The organism is Microbacterium testaceum StLB037 (assembly GCF_008763945.1).
Lineage (GTDB): Bacteria > Actinomycetota > Actinomycetes > Actinomycetales > Microbacteriaceae > Microbacterium > Microbacterium testaceum_G.
In genome coordinates, this window is record NZ_VTQH01000003.1 from 215,037 (window position 1) to 233,617 (window position 18,581).

General features: G+C 70.5%; 21 protein-coding genes. 12 read left to right on the forward strand and 9 right to left on the reverse strand.

Features of this window, described 5'->3' with window-relative positions; all coding sequences use genetic code 11:
• Positions 1–132 precede the first annotated feature (132 nt).
• Positions 133–525, reverse strand: a complete 393-nt coding sequence (locus tag F9B98_RS13355) for a PaaI family thioesterase (protein ID WP_150958269.1) — start codon at positions 523–525, stop codon at positions 133–135.
• 122 nt (positions 526–647) lie between these two features.
• On the opposite strand from F9B98_RS13355, the gene F9B98_RS13360 reads away from it, so the two are divergent.
• Complete coding sequence (locus F9B98_RS13360) at positions 648–1,967, forward strand: MFS transporter (RefSeq protein WP_150958271.1); 1,320 nt, start codon at positions 648–650, stop codon at positions 1,965–1,967.
• A 172-nt stretch (positions 1,968–2,139) separates the two neighbouring features.
• Here F9B98_RS13360 and F9B98_RS13365 read toward each other — a convergent pair whose 3' ends face one another.
• From F9B98_RS13365 to F9B98_RS13385, 5 genes are all read right to left on the reverse strand, one after another.
• Positions 2,140–2,772, reverse strand: coding sequence for a TetR/AcrR family transcriptional regulator (locus F9B98_RS13365; protein ID WP_150959072.1), 633 nt, complete (start codon positions 2,770–2,772; stop codon positions 2,140–2,142).
• 27 nt (positions 2,773–2,799) lie between these two features.
• Positions 2,800–4,209 (reverse strand): dihydrolipoyl dehydrogenase family protein, encoded by a 1,410-nt coding sequence (locus F9B98_RS13370; RefSeq protein ID WP_225310349.1) that lies wholly within the window; start codon positions 4,207–4,209, stop codon positions 2,800–2,802.
• A 72-nt stretch (positions 4,210–4,281) separates the two neighbouring features.
• Positions 4,282–4,575: a hypothetical protein gene (locus F9B98_RS13375; RefSeq protein WP_150958275.1), complete on the reverse strand. Its 294-nt coding sequence runs from the start codon at positions 4,573–4,575 to the stop codon at positions 4,282–4,284.
• A gap of 56 nt (positions 4,576–4,631) precedes the next feature.
• Entirely contained in the window at positions 4,632–5,474 is an 843-nt protein-coding gene (locus F9B98_RS13380) for an NAD-dependent epimerase/dehydratase family protein (protein ID WP_150958277.1), read from the reverse strand.
• A gap of 133 nt (positions 5,475–5,607) precedes the next feature.
• The gene (locus F9B98_RS13385; RefSeq protein WP_150958279.1) at positions 5,608–6,018 is read right to left on the reverse strand and encodes an Asp23/Gls24 family envelope stress response protein; all 411 of its coding nucleotides are present in this window, start codon (positions 6,016–6,018) and stop codon (positions 5,608–5,610) included.
• A gap of 121 nt (positions 6,019–6,139) precedes the next feature.
• On the opposite strand from F9B98_RS13385, the gene F9B98_RS13390 reads away from it, so the two are divergent.
• From F9B98_RS13390 to F9B98_RS13415, 6 genes are all read left to right on the forward strand, one after another.
• The gene (locus tag F9B98_RS13390; RefSeq protein WP_150958281.1) at positions 6,140–6,682 is read left to right on the forward strand and encodes an RNA polymerase sigma factor; all 543 of its coding nucleotides are present in this window, start codon (positions 6,140–6,142) and stop codon (positions 6,680–6,682) included.
• Between the two features lie 5 nt (positions 6,683–6,687).
• Positions 6,688–7,257 (forward strand): Asp23/Gls24 family envelope stress response protein, encoded by a 570-nt coding sequence (locus F9B98_RS13395; RefSeq protein ID WP_150958283.1) that lies wholly within the window; start codon positions 6,688–6,690, stop codon positions 7,255–7,257.
• Entirely contained in the window at positions 7,257–7,577 is a 321-nt protein-coding gene (locus tag F9B98_RS13400; RefSeq protein ID WP_150958285.1) for a hypothetical protein, read from the forward strand. Before F9B98_RS13395 ends, F9B98_RS13400 begins: the two co-directional genes overlap by 1 nt.
• A 70-nt stretch (positions 7,578–7,647) precedes the next feature.
• Positions 7,648–8,496 carry an SDR family oxidoreductase gene (locus F9B98_RS13405; RefSeq protein WP_150958288.1) on the forward strand — a complete coding sequence of 283 codons (849 nt, stop codon included), beginning with the start codon at positions 7,648–7,650 and terminating at the stop codon, positions 8,494–8,496.
• Between the two features lie 44 nt (positions 8,497–8,540).
• Positions 8,541–9,629 (forward strand): pyridoxal-phosphate dependent enzyme, encoded by a 1,089-nt coding sequence (locus tag F9B98_RS13410; protein WP_225310350.1) that lies wholly within the window; start codon positions 8,541–8,543, stop codon positions 9,627–9,629.
• Positions 9,626–10,786, forward strand: coding sequence for a cystathionine gamma-synthase (locus tag F9B98_RS13415; protein ID WP_150958289.1), 1,161 nt, complete (start codon positions 9,626–9,628; stop codon positions 10,784–10,786). The genes F9B98_RS13410 and F9B98_RS13415 overlap by 4 nt, the downstream gene beginning before the upstream one ends.
• 142 nt (positions 10,787–10,928) lie before the next feature.
• On the opposite strand, the gene F9B98_RS13420 is transcribed toward F9B98_RS13415, so the two are convergent.
• The gene (locus F9B98_RS13420; RefSeq protein ID WP_412177042.1) at positions 10,929–11,597 is read right to left on the reverse strand and encodes an NADPH-dependent F420 reductase; all 669 of its coding nucleotides are present in this window, start codon (positions 11,595–11,597) and stop codon (positions 10,929–10,931) included.
• Positions 11,598–11,903: 306 nt separating this feature from the next.
• Here F9B98_RS13420 and F9B98_RS13425 point away from each other — a divergent pair, with 306 nt between their 5' ends.
• The 4 genes from F9B98_RS13425 to F9B98_RS13440 are packed head-to-tail and all read left to right on the forward strand — an operon-like array spanning position 11,904 to position 14,728.
• A complete protein-coding gene (locus F9B98_RS13425; RefSeq protein WP_150958293.1) occupies positions 11,904–12,701 on the forward strand; it encodes a sulfite exporter TauE/SafE family protein in 798 nt (265 codons plus the stop codon).
• A gap of 40 nt (positions 12,702–12,741) precedes the next feature.
• The gene (locus tag F9B98_RS13430) at positions 12,742–13,191 is read left to right on the forward strand and encodes a MaoC family dehydratase N-terminal domain-containing protein (RefSeq protein WP_150958295.1); all 450 of its coding nucleotides are present in this window, start codon (positions 12,742–12,744) and stop codon (positions 13,189–13,191) included.
• The gene (locus tag F9B98_RS13435) at positions 13,188–13,592 is read left to right on the forward strand and encodes a MaoC/PaaZ C-terminal domain-containing protein (RefSeq protein WP_150958297.1); all 405 of its coding nucleotides are present in this window, start codon (positions 13,188–13,190) and stop codon (positions 13,590–13,592) included. Before F9B98_RS13430 ends, F9B98_RS13435 begins: the two co-directional genes overlap by 4 nt.
• The gene (locus F9B98_RS13440; protein ID WP_150958299.1) at positions 13,592–14,728 is read left to right on the forward strand and encodes a UDP-N-acetylmuramate dehydrogenase; all 1,137 of its coding nucleotides are present in this window, start codon (positions 13,592–13,594) and stop codon (positions 14,726–14,728) included. The genes F9B98_RS13435 and F9B98_RS13440 overlap by 1 nt, the downstream gene beginning before the upstream one ends.
• 93 nt (positions 14,729–14,821) lie before the next feature.
• Here the strand turns inward: F9B98_RS13440 and F9B98_RS13445 are convergent, their stop codons facing one another.
• Positions 14,822–15,715, reverse strand: coding sequence for an endonuclease domain-containing protein (locus F9B98_RS13445; RefSeq protein ID WP_150958301.1), 894 nt, complete (start codon positions 15,713–15,715; stop codon positions 14,822–14,824).
• Between the two features lie 203 nt (positions 15,716–15,918).
• Positions 15,919–17,118, reverse strand: a complete 1,200-nt coding sequence (locus F9B98_RS13450) for a pyridoxal phosphate-dependent aminotransferase (protein ID WP_150958303.1) — start codon at positions 17,116–17,118, stop codon at positions 15,919–15,921.
• Between the two features lie 79 nt (positions 17,119–17,197).
• Between F9B98_RS13450 and F9B98_RS13455 the strand changes: the two genes are divergently transcribed.
• On the forward strand, positions 17,198–18,493 hold the full coding sequence (locus tag F9B98_RS13455) for a chloride channel protein (RefSeq protein WP_150958305.1): 1,296 nt from the start codon (positions 17,198–17,200) through the stop codon (positions 18,491–18,493).
• Positions 18,494–18,581 lie beyond the last annotated feature (88 nt).

The following is an 18,581-nucleotide window of genomic DNA, read 5'->3' on the forward strand; positions in this document are numbered from 1 at the left end:
CGTCGTCCGATGTTCGGGTCAGAAGGTGACGGGCGAGGGGTTGCGCCGCGTGGGGGCGGCGCAACCCCTCGGATCTTCTGCATGCGATCCACCTTGTCAGAGTCGGTGGATGCCGTGACACGGCGACCGTCGTCAGGAGGGATCGACCAGGAGGTTGGTGATGCGCGCGGTCGCGATCAGTCGGTCCTCGTCGTCTACGACGCGGACGTCGTACGTGGCCAGGCGGCGGCCCCGGTGCGCCGGCGTAGCGACGGCGTGAATGCGGCCGTTCTCCGCCCCGCGGTGGTGCGTGATGTTGAGATCGACCCCGACGCACACCTTGCCGTAGGCGGAGGCGTGGATCATGGCCGCCCACGATCCCACGGCCTCGGAGAGCGCCGCCGTCGCGCCGCCGTGCAGGCGGCCGAGGGACTGCGTGTTCCCCGCCACCGGCATCCAGGCGCAGACGCGATCGGCGGACTGCTCGGTCACCGTGATGCCGAGGCGTTCGTCGAGGGCTCCGGGGGTGATGGTCCAGGTCGCCATGGCGTCTCCTTCCGCCGCCCTCTTGTCGTGGGCGCGCACCTCTGACACTATTACTGAACGCTCGGTCGGTAACAGCACCGACCCGGCGAATCCACCCTGCCCCACAGAACGACGGAGTTCTCATGGCCTCGCTGACCTCGGCATCCGCTCCTGCCACCGGGATGAAACGAGAGGAACGGCGCGTGCTCGCCGGGACCCTCGTGGGCACCTCGATCGAGTGGTACGACTTCTTCATCTACGCGCAGGCGGCGGGCCTCGTGCTCGCGCCCCTGTTCCTCGCACCCCTCGCCCAGAGCGATCCGGCGATCGCCCAGGTGCTCTCGTTCGCCACGATCGGCATCTCGTTCCTCTTCCGTCCCCTCGGCGCCGTCGTGGCCGGCTGGCTCGGCGACCGCCTGGGGCGCAAGAAGATGCTCGTGCTGACCCTCATCATGATGGGCGTGTCGACCGCGCTCATCGGCGTGCTGCCGACCTACGCCGCGATCGGCGTGGCCGCTCCCATCCTGCTGATCCTGTTGCGGGTGCTGCAGGGCTTCTCCGCGGGCGGCGAGTGGGGCGGTGCCGCGCTGCTCTCCGTCGAGCACGCGCCCGTGCACCGTCGCGGCTACTTCGGCGCCTACCCGCAGATCGGCGTGCCGGTCGGCATGATCCTCGCCACCGCGACGCTGTGGATCCTCACCTCGTCGATGTCGGCCGAGGCCTTCCTCGCGTGGGGCTGGCGCGTGCCGTTCCTCTTCTCGATCGTGCTCATCGTCGTCGGGTACGTCATCCGCCGCGCGGTCGAGGAGAGCCCGGTCTTCGAAGACCTCGTCCGCCGTCGCAAGGAGTCGTCCGCTCCGCTGGGCCAGCTGTTCCGCAAGAACTGGCGCCAGGTGGCGCTGACGGCTTTCGTCTTCATCGGCAACAACGCCGCGGGCTACCTGCTCATCGCGTTCTTCGCGACCTACGCCGTGTCGGCTCTCGGCATGGAGCGCCCGACCGTGCTGTTGGCCACGACCCTGGCATCCTTCGGCTGGCTCGCCTTCACCCTGTGGGGCGGCCGGCTCTCGGACCGACTCGGACGCGTGCGCACCTTCCAGCTCGGCTATCTGCTGCTGGCCGTGTGGGCCGTGCCCATGTGGTTCCTCATCGACACTGCGAACATCGTCTGGTACTTCGTCGCGCTGTTCGTCATGACGCTCGGTCTCGGCCTGTCGTACGGCCCGCAGGCGGCGCTGTACGCCGAGATGTTCCCCGCGAACGTGCGGTACTCGGGCGTGTCGATCGGCTACGCGCTCGGCGCGATCCTGGGCGGGGCGTTCGCGCCGATGATCGCCGAGGCGCTGCTGCGCTCGACGGGCGCCTCGTGGACGATCGGTCTGTACATCGCGATCGCCGCCCTCGTGTCGCTCGGCGCGGTCTCGCTCATCAAAGAGACGAAGGGCGTCGACCTGCACGCCTGATCCCGGATGCCGAGAAGGGGCCCCTGCGCAGGCGCGGGCCCCTTCTTCGCGCGCGAGAACACACGAACGGTTCGAGGTCACACGGTGCGCCGGCCCCGGATCGGGTGCGCTCGGCCGGATCGTGTGATGTCGGCGGGGCGCGGGGCGCGGGGCGCGGGGCACCGCCGCCGGGTCAGGCGGTGCGGAGGCCGTCGATGGCGATGCGCACGATGTCGGAGCCGAGGCGGTCTCCGTCGACCCCGCCCCCGGGGCGGTACCACTCCACGACCGAGTTGATCATGCCGAACAGCAGGCGCGCGGCGACCGCGGCGTCGACGTCGTCGCGGACGCTCCCCTCGGCCTGGGCTTCGGCGACGAGGCTGGTCACCCGGTGATCGAAGACGCGGCGGCGTTCGAGCGCGGCCTGCTCGACCGCGCTGTTGCCGCGTACGCGCAGCAGCAGCGTGACCGCCGGGAGCTGGGCCACGAGCACGTCGGTCGCCCCGGTGAGCACGAAGCGGAGGCGATCGGATGCCGCGCCCTCGCGGGCGCCGGGCTGATCGAGCACAGCCTCGAGGCCGTCGAGAGCGGCGTCGAGGGCGACGGCCAGCAGCTCCTCCTTCGAGGAGAAGTGGTGGTAGAGCGCGGACTTGGTCAGTCCGAGCCGTTTGGCGAGATCGGCCACGCTCGTGGCGTCGTACCCCTGCTCGTTGAACAGCTGCACCGCGACGGAGAGGAGCCCCTCGCGGTCGTACCCCGGCCGCCCGCGGCGAGCGGGCGCGTCTCCCGCGGCGTCGGTGTCGACGGCGGTTCGAGGTGTCGTCACGGAATCGGCGGTCACGGAATCAGTGTGTCACTCCAACAGGGCGGGGGCATCGGCGTGCAGCAGGGCCCGCGCCGCGTTGCCGATGACCGCGCTGTAGGTGGGGTAGGCGAAGCGCACCCCGGCCAGGGTCGAGACGTCGATGCCGGCCGCCATCGCGGTGGTGACCGACTGGATCACCTCGACGGCGTTCTCGCCCACCGCGTGGGCGCCCAGCACGAGCTCGCGGCGACGGTCGGCGATGAGCATGAGGAATCCGCGCTCCCGATCGTCGATGACCGCGCGGTCGAGGTCGGCGAAGCGCACCGTCGCCACGACGCACGAGGGATCGCGGTCGCGCGCCTGCTCCTCGGTGAGGCCCACGCCGGCGTAGTCGGGGTCGGTGAACCCGCCCGCGGGGAGCAGGTGGTGCGGCGTGCGTCGATTCGCCCCGAGCACCGCGTTCTCGGCGGCTGCTTCGCCCTCGAACTGCGCCGCCTGCACGAGCATGTCGCGCCCGTTCGCGTCGCCGACGGCGAGGATGTGCGGCACGATCGTGCGGAAATACCGGTCGACGGGGATCGCCGAGCGTTCGACCGCGACCCCGGCGTTGTCAAGGCCGAGGTCCTCGACGTCGGCGGGCCACCCGGTCGCCGTGATCACGACGTCGGCGTCGACGGCGCGCGACGAGCCGTCCTCGCGCCAGGTGAGGGTGAGCGACCCGTCGTCGGTACGGTCGATGCGCTCCACCGTCTCGATGCCGGTGCGCACCTGAACCCCGTGCTCCGTGAGCGACTCCTCGATCACGCGCGAGATGGAGGCGTCGGATGCCATCAGCACGCGCGGCGCGACGTCGAGGAGGGTGACCTCCGACCCGAAGGAGCGGAACACCGTCACCAGCTGAGCACCGGTGTTGCCCGCTCCGATGACGACGACGCGGCGGGGGAGTTCGGTCAGGGTGAGCACGTCCTCGGGGACCGTGGCGAGTTCCGCCCCGGGGATCGGCAGGCGTCGCGAGTGACCGCCGACGCACACGAGGATCGACTCCGCGCGGATCCGCCGCCCGCTGTCGAGCACGAGGGTGTGGTCGTCGGCGAAGCGCGCGCGCCCCTCCTGCACGAGATCCACCCCGGCCTCAGCGAAGCGCTCAGCCTCTCTCTTGATGGAGCGCACGGCATCCACCCGCTCGTGAACCCTCGACACCACGGCCGACCAGTCGACGCGGGGCTCGTCGACGACGATGCCGTAGTCGTCGGCCGAGCGGGTCTCGCGCATGAGACGAGCCGCTTTCGCGAGCACGCGCGTCGGGACGCATCCGGTGTTGACGCAGGTGCCCCCGACCCGGCCCGCCTCGAGAACCACCACGGACGCGCCGAGCTCGGCTGCGCGGAGGGCCGCGGCGGTTCCGGCGGGCCCGGCTCCGATCACGGCGATGTCGTAACTGTCGGCGTCGTGGGTCACGGTGATCCTCCCGGGTCGAGATCCCCAGTCAATCCCGCGCGATCGACCTCGCCGCGGGGCTTGCGCCGGGGGTCAGAACCCCTCGTAGATCTGGGTGGGGGTGAGGCCGGTACCGCCGAGGGCGTGGACGCCGGGAGCGGGGTGCAGCTCGAAGGTGTGTCCGTCGTGCAGAAGGACGGCCGTGTAGTCGCCCCGCGTGTCGAGCTTGAGTTCGAAGCGCCCCGTGTCGATGAGGCGGAGCGTGACGACCGCGCCGCTGCGCGCGACGAAACTGACCTCTTTCTCACGGGCGTTCGGAAGCGGGATGACCGGTTCGTCGGGTGCGGACGTCGGTGAGGGAGCGGGGTTCTGTGCGTCGGCGTCCATCCGCCGAGTCTGTCACGCGCCGATGGCCCGGGCTCTGCGGAACCCGGGCCGATACCTCAGCGCCCGTCGCGCCAGGAGTGCTCCGGCTCATAGCCGAGCAGGCGGCGGGCCTTGTCGATCGACAGCAGCGTCGTGTTCTCGCCGAGGTCGCCGTGCGTCGCGACGCCCGGGAACACCTCGGCCACCAGCTCGGCGTTCGGCCGGGTCATGACGGTGTCGGCCGCCGCGATGATGAACGCGTCGAACCCGGCCGGGGCCGTCTCGAGGGCGCGCTGCACCGCCTGAGCGCCGTCCCGGGCGTCGATGTAGCCCCACAGGTTCCACTTGCGGGCGCGGGCGTCGTCATCGAAGGGGAAGTCCGCGTAGTCCTCGGGAACCATCACGTTCGAGAATCGCAGCGCCGTGATCGACAGCTCAGGATTCCACTGCACCAGCTCGACTGCCAACCGTTCCTCGAGGGTCTTCACGAGCGAGTAGACCGACTCGGGTCGCGGCGCGTACTCCTCGTCGACGGGGATGTACGGCGGCGGCACGTCGAAGGGCAGGCCCAGCACCGTCTCGCTCGAGGCGTAGACGATCCTGCGGATGCCGAGACGCGTGGCCGCCCAGAAGACGTTGAAGGTGCTCGCCATGTTGTTGTGGAAGGTGGCGATGTCGGAACGGATGCCGGGCGCCGGGATCGCGGCGAGATGCACGAGCGCGTCGAAGCCGTCGTGTTGGTCGTTCACCGCGGTCAGGGCGTCGACCACCTGGCCGTAGTCGGTGAGGTCGACCTGCACGAAGCCGGGGCCGCGTTCGCCGCGGACGTCGAGGCCGAAGACGTCGTGACCGGCGGCACGCAGTTCACGGGCGACAACGGTACCGAGTTTTCCGGACGAACCGGTGAGGGCGATGCGCATGGGAGTCCTTCGGTCGGGGATGAGCCGACGATAGCGGCGGCCACCGACATCCGGCGGACGGGTTGACCCTTGGCGTCGGCGAGCCGCCACAGAGAAGGGCCCGCGGGGGTGAACCCCGCGGGCCGGGCGGGCGTCAGTGGACGCGGGCCTCTTCGTCCTCGTCGTCGCCCGGGATGAAGACGTCGACCACGGTCACGTTGACCTCGACGGCCTTCATGCCGACGATCTCGGTGATCGCCTTCTCGACGGCCGAGCGCACGTTCGCCGCGACCTTCTGGATGCGCTCGGGGTACTCCACCTGCACGGCGATGTCGGCGGCCACCTCGGTCTCGCCGACCTCGACGCTCACGCCCTGGGCGTAATCCTTCGCACCGACGGCCTGGCGAATGTTGCCGATCACTCGCGCGGCTCCTCCGCCGAGGGCGTGGACGCCGGGGACCTCGGCCGCGGCGATGCCGGCGACCTTGGCGACGACGGCGTCGACGATGACGGTCTTTCCGCCGTCGGTGCGGGCCGGAGCAGTGGTGGAGAGGTTCTGTGCCATGAGGAAGGTCCTTTCGTCAAGATCCCGGAGCGTTCAGGCCCCGGAGTGTTTCGCTATGTGGACGGTCCCGATTCGTGAAACGTCACGTCCCGAGGCTGAACGATTGCTGACAGGAACCTCGATGCCCTCTTTGTCCTCCGCCACCGACGCCTTCCTCGCGTCGCGCGCGGCCGATGGCGACCAGCTCGCCTTCGGAGTGCTGGTGCGTCGGCATGCGCCGTTCCTCGTCGCATTCGCGACCCGGCTGACCGGGTCCCGAGCCGACGCCGATGACTGCGTGCAGGAAGCCCTCATCACGGCGTGGCGACGTCTGCCGGATCTCACCGACCCCGAGAAGGTGCGAAGCTGGCTCACGACGATCGTCTCGCGCAAGGCCACCGACCGACTCCGCTCGCGGAAGATCTCGGAGGAGATCGACGAGGAGATGGTCTCGGGCCGCGACGACCCGGAGCGTTCGGTCGTGGCGAGCTCGCAGATGGACGCGCTCAAGAAGATCCTGGGGGAGCTCCCCGAAGATCTGCGCGTTGTGTGGGTGCTGCGCGAGGTCGGCGGTCACAGCTACGACGAGATCGCCGTCGAAGTGGGCGAATCCGCGGCCACCGTGCGGGGACGTCTCGCCCGGGCGAGGAAGGCAGTGCTGGAACGCATGGAGGAGTGGAGGTGACCCCAGTGAGCGAGCATGACGACGACATCGGGGGGTCGGGGTACTCCCTCGAAGACCTCTCCGCGTATCTCGATCGCGGACGCATCCCCCGCATCCCGGCGATCGAGCGCAACGCCGAATGCCAGGCGATCCTGGCGTCGATGGAACGGATGGGGCGGCTCTCGAGAGAGATCGTCGAAGAGCAGGCGTCCGAGCCGATCGCGGAGTCGTGGTACGACAGCATCATGCGCGAGGTCATGCGCGAGTTCCGGGCCGGCCGCGACATCCCCCTCGCGCGCACCGACGACGGGACCGAACTGGTCGTCACCGAGGGCGCCCTCTACGAGCTGATCCGCACCGTCGGGGACGGCATCGAGGGGCTGCTGGTCGGCCGCGTGCGACTCGACCAGCCCGAGCCCGGCGGGGCACTCGATGTCCGCGTGACGGTGAGCGTGCGCTTCGGCCGCGCGATGAACACGGCGGTCGAAGAGATGCGCGAGGGCATCCGCTCGGCCATCGAGCGGCACGGCGACCTGCGGGTCGGACGCGTGGACGTCACCGTCGTAGACGTGCACCTCGACGAGGGGGAAGACTGATGACCACCATCTCCGCGGCGGAGCTCGCTCCGCGCATCGACCTCGCCGTGACCGCCGTCGAAGGCGTCCGCGAGTGCTATTCGGCGCGACCGGTGGTCGCCCGGGCTTTCGAGCACATGGCGGACGTCGAGGGCTCGCTCGCCGAGGTCGAGGAGGCCGCCGGCGCCCGCGCCATCACCGTCTGCATCGGCGTGTCGTCCGATGACGATGCGGCCGTCATCGCCGCCGCCGTGGCGACCGCCGCGCGCGGGGCGGGCGAGGACGAGACCCCGTCCTCGGTGCGGGTCCGCGTGGCGCGCCTGGTCGCACCCCGCTCCTGAGGACGTTCCCGGCCGAGGGCGGGGGATCCGGCTTACGCTGGAGACACCGCCAACCTGTCCCGGAGGCCGAATGTCCACGCCGCCCGTCATCGCCGTCACCGGATCCACCGGAGCCGTAGGGGGCCGGGTCGCGCGAGACCTCGCCGCCCGCGGCATCCCTCAGCGTCTTCTCGTGCGTGACGCCTCCCGTGCCCCCTCGCTCGAGGGAGCCGAGGTTCACGTCGCGGGTTATTCCGACGCGGATGCCGCCCGCGCGGCCCTGCAGGGGATCGAGACGCTCTTCATGGTGTCGGCCTCCGAGACCGCCGACCGGGTCGAACACCACCGCACCTTCGTCGAGGCCGCGGCCGCGGCCGGCGTGCGCTCGATCGTGTACACCTCGTTCTTCGCCGCCGCCCCCGACGCGGTGTTCACGCTCGGACGCGACCACGCGGCGACGGAGCACATCATCCGCACCTCGGGCATGCGCTTCACGTTCCTGCGCGACAACTTCTACATGGACATGATGGAGCTCTTCGCCGGCGACGACGGGGTCATCCGCGGCCCCGCCGGCGACGGCCGCTGCTCGCTCGTGTCGCGCGCCGACGTGGCGGCGACCGCCGTCGCGGTGCTGCTCGACCCCGCCGCGCACGCCGACGCGACCTACGACCTCACCGGACCCGAGGCCCTGACCCTCACCGAGGTCGCCGAGAAGATCTCGGCGGTGCGCGGCCACCGGGTTCGCTTCGTCGACGAGACGGTCGACGAGGCCTATGCCTCGCGTGCGGCCTTCGGCGCCCCGCGCTGGCAGGTCGACGCGTGGGTGAGCACCTACACCTCGATCGCGAGCGGCGATCAGGCCGCCGTCTCGAACGACATCGAGCGCGTCACCGGGCGGCCCGCGCAGAGTTTCGAGGAGTTTCTCGGCGCCGTGTCGTGAACGGGGAACCTCAGGTATGCTGACGGCGTGCTGACCTGTCGCTGTTGTCGCTGAGCGCCCCCGCGTTCTTTTTCGACGACCCCGTCAGCCGCGCCCGCATCGGGCGCACCAACCTCCAGGACTCCATCGTGCGTTACGCCCAGAGCGTCGCCGACCTCGTCGGCAACACCCCCCTCGTCCGCCTCTCCCGCGTCACCGACGGCATCGCCGCCACGGTTCTCGCGAAGATCGAGTACTTCAACCCCGGCGGCTCCGCGAAAGACCGCATCGCGGCCAACATCGTGGACGCCGCCGAGCGCGACGGTCTGCTCCGGCCCGGCGGGGTGATCGTCGAGCCGACCAGCGGGAACACCGGCGTGGGTCTCGCCCTCATCGCGCAGCAGCGCGGATACCGGTGCGTCTTCGTCGTTCCCGACAAGGTCGCCGAGGACAAGCGGGCGGTGCTGCGCGCCTACGGCGCCGAGGTCGTCGTGACCCCGACGAACGTCGAGCCCGACGACCCGAACTCGTATTACAGCGTGTCGGATCGACTCGTCCGCGAGATCCCCGGGGCCTTCAAGCCCAACCAGTACGCCAACCCGAACGGCCCGCGCAGCCACTACGAGACCACCGGTCCCGAGATCTGGCGCGACACCGAGGGCCTGCTCACCCACTTCGTCGCCGGCGTCGGCACGGGCGGCACCATCAGCGGCACCGGCCGCTACCTCCGCGAGGTCGCGGGTTCGGCGGTCCGCATCATCGGGGTCGATCCGGTCGGCTCGATCTATTCGGGCGGCGACATCCACGGCTACGACGTCGAGGGCGTCGGCGAGGACTTCTGGCCGGCGGCGTTCGATCCGACCCTGGTCGACGGCTACGAGCGCGTCTCCGACGCGGAGTCGTTCGCCATGACCCGTCGCCTCGCCCGCGAGGAGGGTCTCCTCGTCGGCGGCTCGAGTGGCATGGCCGTGGTCGGCGCCCTTCGCGTCGCCCGCGAGCTCCCGGCCGACGCCGTGGTCGTCGTCGTCCTCCCCGACCACGGTCGCGGCTACCTCAGCAAGATCTTCGACGACGACTGGATGATCGAGCGCGGTTACGACGTTGCACCCGTGGCATCCCTTCTGCCGACCCCCTCCGAGGAGCACTCCGCATGAGCACCCACGACGCCGCCCGCGGCTTCGACAGCCTCGCCGTCCACGCAGGGCAGGCGCCCGACGAGACCACCGGCGCGGTCATCCCGCCGATCCACGTCTCGACGACGTACGCGCAGGACGGCATCGGCGGGCTGCGCGGCGGCTACGAGTACGGCCGCAGCGGCAACCCCACCCGCTCGGCGCTCGAGACGCAGATCGCGGCCCTCGAGGGAGGCGCCCGCGCGCTGTCGTTCGCCTCGGGTCTCGCCGGAGAGGACGCCCTCCTGCGCGCGGCGCTCCAGCCGGGCGACGAGGTGCTGCTCGGCAACGACGTCTACGGCGGCACCTACCGGCTGCTGGCCCGCGTGCTCGGCCCCTGGGGCGTGAAGCTGCGCGTGGTCGACATGAGCGACCTGGATGCCGTGGCATCCGCCCTCGAAGAGCGCGCGCCGCGCATGGTCTGGGTCGAGACCCCCAGCAATCCGATGCTGCGCATCACCGACATCGCGGGCCTGGCCCGGCTCGGGCATGAGGCCGGCGCGATCGTCGTGGTGGACAACACCTTCGCCTCTCCCGCGCTGCAGCGCCCGATCTCGCTCGGGGCCGATGTCGTCGTGCACTCCGCGACGAAATACCTCGGTGGTCACAGCGACGTGGTCGGTGGCGCGCTGGCCTTCGCCGATGCGGATCTCGCCGAGAAGGTGCAGTTCCTGCAGTTCGCCGCGGGCGCGGTGTCGGGGCCGTTCGATGCGTACCTCACCACGCGCGGTATCAAGACCCTCGCGGTGCGCATGCAGCGTCACAGCTTCAACGCGCAGGCGGTGGCCGAGCACCTGCTCGCCCACGACCGCGTTGCGAAGGTCTACTACCCGGGCCTGCCGTCGCACCCCGGGCACGAGCTGGCCGCGCGGCAGATGAGCGGCTTCGGCGGCATCGTGTCGCTCGAGCTCGCCGACGGGGCGACCGCCCGCCGCTTCGCGGAGTCGACGCGCCTGTTCACCCTCGCGGAGTCGCTCGGCGGTGTGGAATCGCTCGTGAACTACCCGGATGCCATGACCCACGCCTCCGTCCGCGGCACCGAACTCGCGGTGCCCGACACCATCGTGCGCTTGTCGGTCGGCATCGAGTCGGTCGACGACCTGGTCGCCGACGTGGATCAGGCCCTCGCCGCGCTCTGAGCCCTCGCACCCCTCACACGCCGAACCCGGCGCCCGCTGCGGCGGGCGCCGGGTTCGTTATCCGCGTGAGGCGCCACTTTCTGTCGCTTGCGGGTGCCCCGAAGCGACAGAAAGTGGCACCTCACGCGAGATGGGTGCGCGGTCAGCGCTGGGCGCGAGCCAGGTTCTGCTCGAGCTCCTCGCGGTTCTGGCGAACGACGTAGGCGGGCTGGTCACGCTCGACGCGCCAGCTCTCGCTGAGGGGACCGACGTTGACGGCGTCGAAGCCGAACTCGTCGTAGATGCGGGTCACGAGGGCGACGGCCTCGTCGGAGTCGCTCGACGTGGCGAGCGCGCGACGGTTTTCGGTGCCGGCGGGCGTGCCGTCAGTGGTGATGTCGGCGGCGGGGATGTGGTTGAACGCCTTCACGACGACCGACTCGGGCAGGTGCTCCTGCAGCATCTGCGAGGTGGTCGTCTTCTTCTCGTTGAGCTCGGCGATGTGGCCGTCGCGCTCGAAGTAGTAGTTGTTGGTGTCGAGCACGGTCTTGCCGGCGAGGGGAGCGACGGGCACGTCGCCGATGGCCTTGAGCGGCACGGTCACCACGACGATGTCGCCGGCTTCGGCGGCATCCTGTGCGGTGGCGGCGCGGGCCTTGTCTCCGACCTCGGCGACGAGGTCGCTGAGGGTCTCGGGTCCGCGCGAGTTCGCGATCACGACGTCGTAGCCGTTCTTCGCGAAGCCCCGGGCGAGGGCCGATCCGATGTGTCCTGCTCCGATGATTCCTACGGTAGTCATGCAGGCTCGGAACCGGGCGGCGCGCTGAGGCATTCCCGGGAGCGGTACCAAATCTTCAGCAGCTTAAATTACTAGCACGGCTAGCAATCGGAGTCAACCGGTCTCGTTCGTGGACGGCGTCCGCTTATCGTCATCTTGTCGCACCCTCACGCGAGTGGTCGCAGTCCGGTGTTCGGGTCACCGTCCTGCTTGACCTGTGAGGGCGACGGCCCCCGGTGGACGCGGCTTCGGACCACCGGGGGCCGCTTTCTTTTCCGGCACCGTCCCGCGGTGCGGAGCGCCGGTGGGACACTGGATGCCGGCGGGATCGGTCCCGCCCCGACCTCGAGGAACCGCTTCGTGACGACATCCGTACGCCCGCCCCGCACCGCCCGCTTCTACGCCGTGTGCGTCGGCGTCGGCCTGCTCGCGGGTCTCATGTCGGGCCTGTTCGGCGTGGGCGGCGGCACGGTCATCGTGCCGTTGCTGGTGCTGCTGCTCGGGTTCGACCAGCGCCTCGGGGCCGGAACCTCGCTCGCCGCGATCGTGCCCACGGCATCCGTCGGCGTGATCACCTACGCCGTCGACGGACACGTCGCGTGGCTCCCGGCGCTTATCCTCGCCGCTTTCGCGGTGGTCGGCGCCCAGATCGGCACGTGGCTGCTTCCGAAGCTGTCGCAGACGGCGCTTCGGTGGGCGTTCGTGGCGTTCCTGCTCGCGGTCATCGTGAGCCTGTACTTCGTCATCCCCTCCCGCGACGCCGAGCTCGAACTGACGTGGATCACGGGACCGGGGCTCGCCGTGCTCGGTGTGGTCACCGGCATCCTGGCGGGGCTGCTCGGCGTCGGCGGCGGCATCATCGTCGTGCCCGCCCTGCTGCTGCTGTTCGGCACCAGCGACCTCGTCGCCAAGGGCACCTCGCTGCTCATGATGATCCCCACCGCGGTGTCGGGGACGGTCGGCAACCTGCGCCGGTCGAACGTCGACCTCCCGGCGGCCCTCTGCGTGGGACTCGCGGCGTGCGCGACGACCGCCGTGGGCGCGCAGATCGCCAAGGCCGTCGACCCGTTCGTCGCCAACGTGCTGTTCTCGATCTTCCTCGTCTTCATCGCCTCGCAGATCGCCGTGAAGGCGGTGCGCGGGCGACGCCAGCGCTGACGCACCTCGGCCGCGCGAACCCGCTCGGTAGACTGGGGGTGTGCCCGTGAACCCCGAACTCGTCGGTCGAGTCTTCCCGCCGACCGCCCCCTACCTCGTCGGTCGAGAGAAGGTGCGCGAGTTCGCCCGCGCCGTCTTCGCCGACGCCCCGCAGCACACCGACCCCGAGGCCGCGCGCGCCCTGGGCTACGGCGATGTGGTGGCGCCGCCGACGTTCGCGATGGTGGTCCAAGACCTCACGCTCCAGCAGCTGCTGGGCGATCCCGACTCGGGCATCGAGCTGTCGCGCCTCGTGCACGCGGAGCAGCGGTTCCGCTACACGCGCCCGATCGTCGCGGGCGATGAGCTGGTCGCAACGCTGTCGGTCACCGGCATCCGCTCGATGGGGGGCAATGCCATGATCACGAGCGAGGCCGAGATCGTGGATGCCGACGGCGCCCACGTCGTGACCACCACCAGCATTCTTCTCGCCGGGGAGGCCGGGGCATGAGCGCTTTCACCGTCGGGGACGTCATCGCCGAGCGGTCCGTGCACCTGACCCGCGAGTCGCTCGCGCGCTACGCGGGAGCCTCGGGCGACTTCAATCCCATCCACTACCGTGACGACGTCGCCGCAGCCGTCGGCCTGCCCGGCGTGCTCGCGCACGGGATGCTGACGATGGGCATCGCCGTCGGCACGCTCACCGAGGCCCTCGGCGACAGTGGACGCATCGCCGAGTACGGCGTGCGCTTCACCCGGCCCGTGGTCGTCGATCCCGAGACCGGGGCCGACCTGCACGTCAGCGCCAAGGTCGGAGCCGTCGACGACGAGACCGCGCGCATCGACCTCACCGTGACGTTCGCCGAGACCACCGTCCTCGGCAAGGCGCAGGTGCGGGTGCGGCTGTCCTGATGCCCGAGGTCGCCCCCGTCCCCCTCTCGCAGCTGACCACCCTGCGCACCGGGGGAGAGCCTGCCCGTCTGATCGAGGCCACAACTCCCGGCGAACTGGTCGAGGCCCTGCGCGAGGTGTGGGCCGAGGGTGAGCCGTGGTTCGTTCTGGGCGGCGGGTCGAATCTCTTCGTCGGCGACGAGCCGTTCGAGGGGACGGTCGTGCGGATCCGGACGACGGGCATCGAGGAGCTTCCGGGGTCGCGCCCGGACACGGTGCGGCTGCGTGTGCAGGCCGGTCACGACTGGGACGCCCTGGTCGCCGAGACGGTGCAGCGCGGTCTCGCCGGCATCGAGGCCATGTCGGGCATCCCCGGCACGGTCGGGGCGGCCCCCGTGCAGAACATCGGGGCGTACGGCCAAGAGGTGGTGCAGACCCTCGTCGAGGTCGAGCTCATCGACGAGGCGACCGGTGAGGTCTCGACGGTTCCGGCCTCGGACCTCGGCCTGGGCTTTCGCACCTCGGTCCTGAAGCACCACTACGGTTCGGTGCCCGAGCGGCCCGCGGTCATCCTGTCGGTGACGCTCGAGCTCGAGCGCGTGGGCGGCGAGGAACGCCCCATCGCGGGTGAGCAGCTGCGCGGGGCCCTGGGTCTCGAGGCCGGGCAGGCGGTGTCGTTGCGGTGGGTCCGCGACCACGTGCTCGCCACGCGTGCCCGCAAGGGCATGGTGCTCGACGCCGAAGACCCCGACACCTGGAGCGCCGGCTCGTTCTTCCAGAACGCGATCGTGTCCGAGAGCTTCGCCCGCACGCTCCCGGCCGAGTGCCCTCGGTGGCCTCTGGCGCCGGTGGTCGACCCGGTGACGGTCATCCCGCTCGCCGCGTTCGACGGCATCCTGCCCCCGCCCCCCGTCGTCGCGCACGACGTGAAGGTGAGCGCGGCGTGGTTGATCGAGAACGCGGGTCTGCGCCGGGGGTTCCGGTTCCCGCGCTCGCGCGCGGGCCTGTCGACCAAGCACACCCTGGCGCTGACCAACCGCGGCGAGGCGACGGCGGCCGAGATCGCCGAGCTCGCCCGCTTCGTGCAGAGCCGGGTCGCGGCGGAATTCGGCCTCGTGCTGCAGCCCGAGCCCGTCCTGGTGAACGTAGAGCTCTAGCCCCCGCCCCCCGCCCCCCGCCCCCCGCCCCCCACGCGTGAGTCGCCAAGAATTGTCGCTTCACACCCTGCTCAGGCGACAATTCCTGGCGAGTCACGCGGGGGTTCTCGCGAGCAGACGGCGAATGCGCGCGAGCAGAGCGACCGGGTCGTCGAAATCGCGTGCCGTCACGACAGTCATCCGGTAGCCCAGGGACTCCAGCTCGGCCCGGCGAGACTGATCCCTGCTCCACTGGTGCGGATCGCGGTGGTGATCACCGTCGTATTCGAGGATCAGTCGTTCGTCCGGGTACAGCAGATCGACGCGCGCCACGAACCGACTCCCGTCGAAGATGTCGACGTTGCTTCGCGGCGCCGGCAGCCCGGACTGTACGAGAAGGACGCGCAGTTCCGATTCTCGGGGCGATTCGGCGCGCTCGTCAGCGAGATCCACCGCCAGACGGCGTCTCTTCGATCCCCGGCCGCCGATGAATCGTCGATGCATCCGCTCGAGGTCCTCGCGGGTCGCGATCGGATGGCGCCGCGAGATCAGCCGATCCGAGATCGCCGTCAGCTGTCCGACATCGAGCATCCCCGCAAGCTCAGCCCACGTCCTGAGGGGAGAAGTGCACCGGATGCCGTGGACCTCGACGATGTCGTCGGGCAGGACCGTCAGGGCCCGACCGGTGGTGCGAGGGCGACGAATCCGGTTCTTGTCCGCGGGGACTCCGATGAACGGTCTCTCCCACGCGATCGCCGAGATGGCGGACGGCAGGGGTAACCCGTGCAGAGCAGCAGACGTCGGACCGCAGAGGAACGCGTGTGCGGGCAACGCGCGCATCAGGGCCGCCAGCTGATCCACCGGGGTCGAGGATTCTGCGGCGCGAACGCCTGCGTGGGGCGTCGTCCACGCTGACGCCCTCATCGTGCTGGCCGTCAGCCCGTGATGCGCGCCTTCGGCGACAGTGAATGCGGCAGCGGGTCCGATGAGGCGGCGGGTTGTCGGCATCCGTTGATCATGACCGCTTGCTCGCGGGTGCTCGCTCAACTTTCCACAGCCCCTTCGTCCCCCGTCTCCGCGCGTGACTCGCCAAGAACTGTCGCTTCGGAGGTGGTCGAAGCGACAAATTCTGGCGACTCGCGCGCGAAGGCGGGCGGAAGCCGGGCGGAAGCCGGGCGGGAGACGTGGGGGTTGGGGAGGAGGGGCCGGCGTCAGGCGAACAGGCGCTGGAGGCGCTGGATGCCCTCGAGCAGCTGGTCGTCGCCCAGGGCGTACGACAGGCGCAGGTATCCGCTGGGGCCGAAGGCCTCGCCGGGCACCACCGCGACCTCGGCCTGCTCGAGGATGAGGTCGGCGAGCTCGAGCGAGGTGGTGGGCGTGACGCCGCCCCACGTGCGGTTCAGAAGGCCCTGCACGTCGGGGTAGACGTAGAACGCGCCCAGCGGGTTGGGCACCTCGACGCCGTCGATCTTCGACAGCTCCGACACGATGAGCTGGCGGCGGCGGTCGAAGGCGAGACGGAACTGCTCGGCCTCGTCCTGGGGTCCGTTGAGAGCTGCGGCCGCGGCGAGCTGCGCGACGTTGTTGACGTTGCTCGACAGGTGCGACTGCAGGTTGCCGGCGAGCTTCATGGCATCCGCCGGTCCCACCATCCAGCCCACGCGCCATCCCGTCATGGCGTAGGTCTTGGCCACGCCGTTGACGAGAATGGTCTGCCCCGCGAGCTCGGGCACGGCCTCGACGATCGAGACGGCCTTGACGCCGTCGTAGGTGAGGTTCTGGTAGATCTCGTCGGTGATGACCCAGATGCCGTGCTCGAGGGCCCAGCGGCCGATCTCGGCGGTCTCTTCGGGCGTGTAGACCGAGCCGGTCGGGTTGGAGGGTGAGACGAACACGAGCCCGGTCGTCTTGTCGGTGCGCGCGGCCTCGAGCTGGGCGACGGTGACCTTGTAGTCCTGGTCGGCGCCGGCGAACACCTCGACGGGCGTGCCGTCGGCGAGGGCGATGGCCTCGGGGTAGGTGGTCCAGTAGGGGGCGGGCAGCAGCACCTCGTCGCCGGAGTTCACCACCGTCTGGAACGCCTGGTACACCGACTGCTTGCCGCCGTTGGTCACGATGACCTGCGAGGGCGCGACCTCGAGGCCGGAGTCGCGGAGGGTCTTCGCGGCGATCGCCTCGCGCAGCACGGGAAGGCCCGCGGCGGGGGTGTAGCGGTAGTTCTTCGGGTCTTGCAGCGCCTTCGCTGCGGCATCGACGATGAAGGAGGGCGTGGCGAAGTCGGGCTCGCCGGCCGCATAGGAGATGACCGGTCGGCCGGCGGCCTGGAGGGCCTTGGCCTTGGCGTCGACCTTGAGGGTCGCGGACTCGGCGATGGCGGACAGCTTGCGGGAGAGCGGGGCGCGGGAAGTCACGGTTCCGAGCCTACTGTTCGCACCCGCCCGAGCCGAGGGCCGTGACGACTCCGAAACACGGCTCCATTAGCGTGGCCGGGTGACACTGACCACCACCCCTCCCGTGCGCTCCCGACGCGGGGGTCTGGCGACGCTCCTCCGCCTCGGTATCGCAACCCTCATCACCGGTGTCGCCACGGGTCTCGCGGTGCTGCTGCTCGTGTGGATCGTGCACAGCCTCGAGCATCTCGTCTGGGGCCACGAGGAGGGCCCGTTCCTCGACGGCCTGGCGTACCCCGCGCAATGGTGGCTGCCGATCGTGACCGTCGGCGGAGCGGGCGTGGTCGCCGCCGTCGGGTGGTACCTGCTGCGCCGCTTCGGTCGCAAGATCGCCACGGTCGAGCAGGGGGTGGACGGGGCCCGGATGCCGTGGTGGGAGACCCTCGCCGACACCGTCATCCAGGTGGGTTCGGTCGCGATGGGGGCCTCGATCGGCAAAGAGGTCGCCCCCCGCGAGCTCTCGGCCATGGCGAGTTCCAAGGTGGTCCGGTGGTTCGGCCTCGACGCGCGGTGGTGCCGCATCCTGATCGCCTCCGCCGCGGGTGCAGGTCTCGCCGCGGTCTACAACGTGCCCCTGGCCGGGGCGCTGTTCGCCGTCGAGATCCTGCTCGCCCAGTTCAGTGTGGGAGCGGCGGTCGTCGCGCTCACCGTCAGCACGATCGCGACGCTCGTGGCTCGACCCCTCGTGGGCGACGGCTCGCTCTACACGGTCGGCTCCCTCGAGGTGAACGCCTCTTTGATCGTCGCCGCGGTGCTGATCGGCCCCCTCATGGGGTGGGGCGCCACGAGCTTCGCGACGATCACGAAGAAGCTGTCGCGCTTCCGGCCGGAGGGCTGGAAGCTGCTCGTGGTCCTGCCCGTGACCTTCACCGCCGTCGGTGCGCTGGGCGCGGCGTTCCCGCTCATCCTCGGCAACGGCCGGGCGCTGGCCACCGCCGGCTTCGACCTTTCGCAACCGGCCTTGCTGCTCATCGCGCTCGCCGTCATGAAGTACGTCGCCACAACCGTCTCGCTCGGCTCCGGCGCGATCGGCGGAACACTGCAACCGTCGGTCGCGATCGGTGCCGCGCTCGGCGCGGCGGCTGCGGCAGGGTGGGCGTTCGTGTGGCCCGGTGCCGACGGCACGGCGCTCGCAATCGTCGCGGCATCCGCCTTCCTGGCCTCGAACATGCGCGCCCCGTTCACGGCGATCGCCCTCATCATCGAGTTCACGAACACCGGGTTCACGCTGCTGTTGCCGATCTTCCTCGCCGTGGCGGGGTCGCTGGTCGCATCGAAGCTCACCTCACGGGAGAGCCTGCGCCCCTTCGCACCGATTGATCCCGGTCGCGAGTGAGCCGGATGCCGCCGGGCTGAGCACCGCGTGCGGTCCCTGAGCCCCGGGTGCGGTCCCTGAAGCCTGGGGGTGAGGCCCCTGAGCTTCG

Coding starts and splice junctions, on each gene's coding strand:
- F9B98_RS13380 (WP_150958277.1), bottom strand. CDS start 5,474: ATGCGCATCGCCCTCACCGGTTCGTCCGGAAAACTCGGTACCGTTGTC.
- F9B98_RS13440 (WP_150958299.1), top strand. CDS start 13,592: ATGCCCGAGGTCGCCCCCGTCCCCCTCTCGCAGCTGACCACCCTGCGC.
- F9B98_RS13420 (WP_412177042.1), bottom strand. CDS start 11,597: ATGCCTCAGCGCGCCGCCCGGTTCCGAGCCTGCATGACTACCGTAGGA.
- F9B98_RS13435 (WP_150958297.1), top strand. CDS start 13,188: ATGAGCGCTTTCACCGTCGGGGACGTCATCGCCGAGCGGTCCGTGCAC.
- F9B98_RS13355 (WP_150958269.1), bottom strand. CDS start 525: ATGGCGACCTGGACCATCACCCCCGGAGCCCTCGACGAACGCCTCGGC.
- F9B98_RS13405 (WP_150958288.1), top strand. CDS start 7,648: ATGTCCACGCCGCCCGTCATCGCCGTCACCGGATCCACCGGAGCCGTA.
- F9B98_RS13415 (WP_150958289.1), top strand. CDS start 9,626: ATGAGCACCCACGACGCCGCCCGCGGCTTCGACAGCCTCGCCGTCCAC.
- F9B98_RS13445 (WP_150958301.1), bottom strand. CDS start 15,715: ATGCCGACAACCCGCCGCCTCATCGGACCCGCTGCCGCATTCACTGTC.
- F9B98_RS13375 (WP_150958275.1), bottom strand. CDS start 4,575: ATGGACGCCGACGCACAGAACCCCGCTCCCTCACCGACGTCCGCACCC.
- F9B98_RS13390 (WP_150958281.1), top strand. CDS start 6,140: ATGCCCTCTTTGTCCTCCGCCACCGACGCCTTCCTCGCGTCGCGCGCG.
- F9B98_RS13385 (WP_150958279.1), bottom strand. CDS start 6,018: ATGGCACAGAACCTCTCCACCACTGCTCCGGCCCGCACCGACGGCGGA.
- F9B98_RS13360 (WP_150958271.1), top strand. CDS start 648: ATGGCCTCGCTGACCTCGGCATCCGCTCCTGCCACCGGGATGAAACGA.
- F9B98_RS13400 (WP_150958285.1), top strand. CDS start 7,257: ATGACCACCATCTCCGCGGCGGAGCTCGCTCCGCGCATCGACCTCGCC.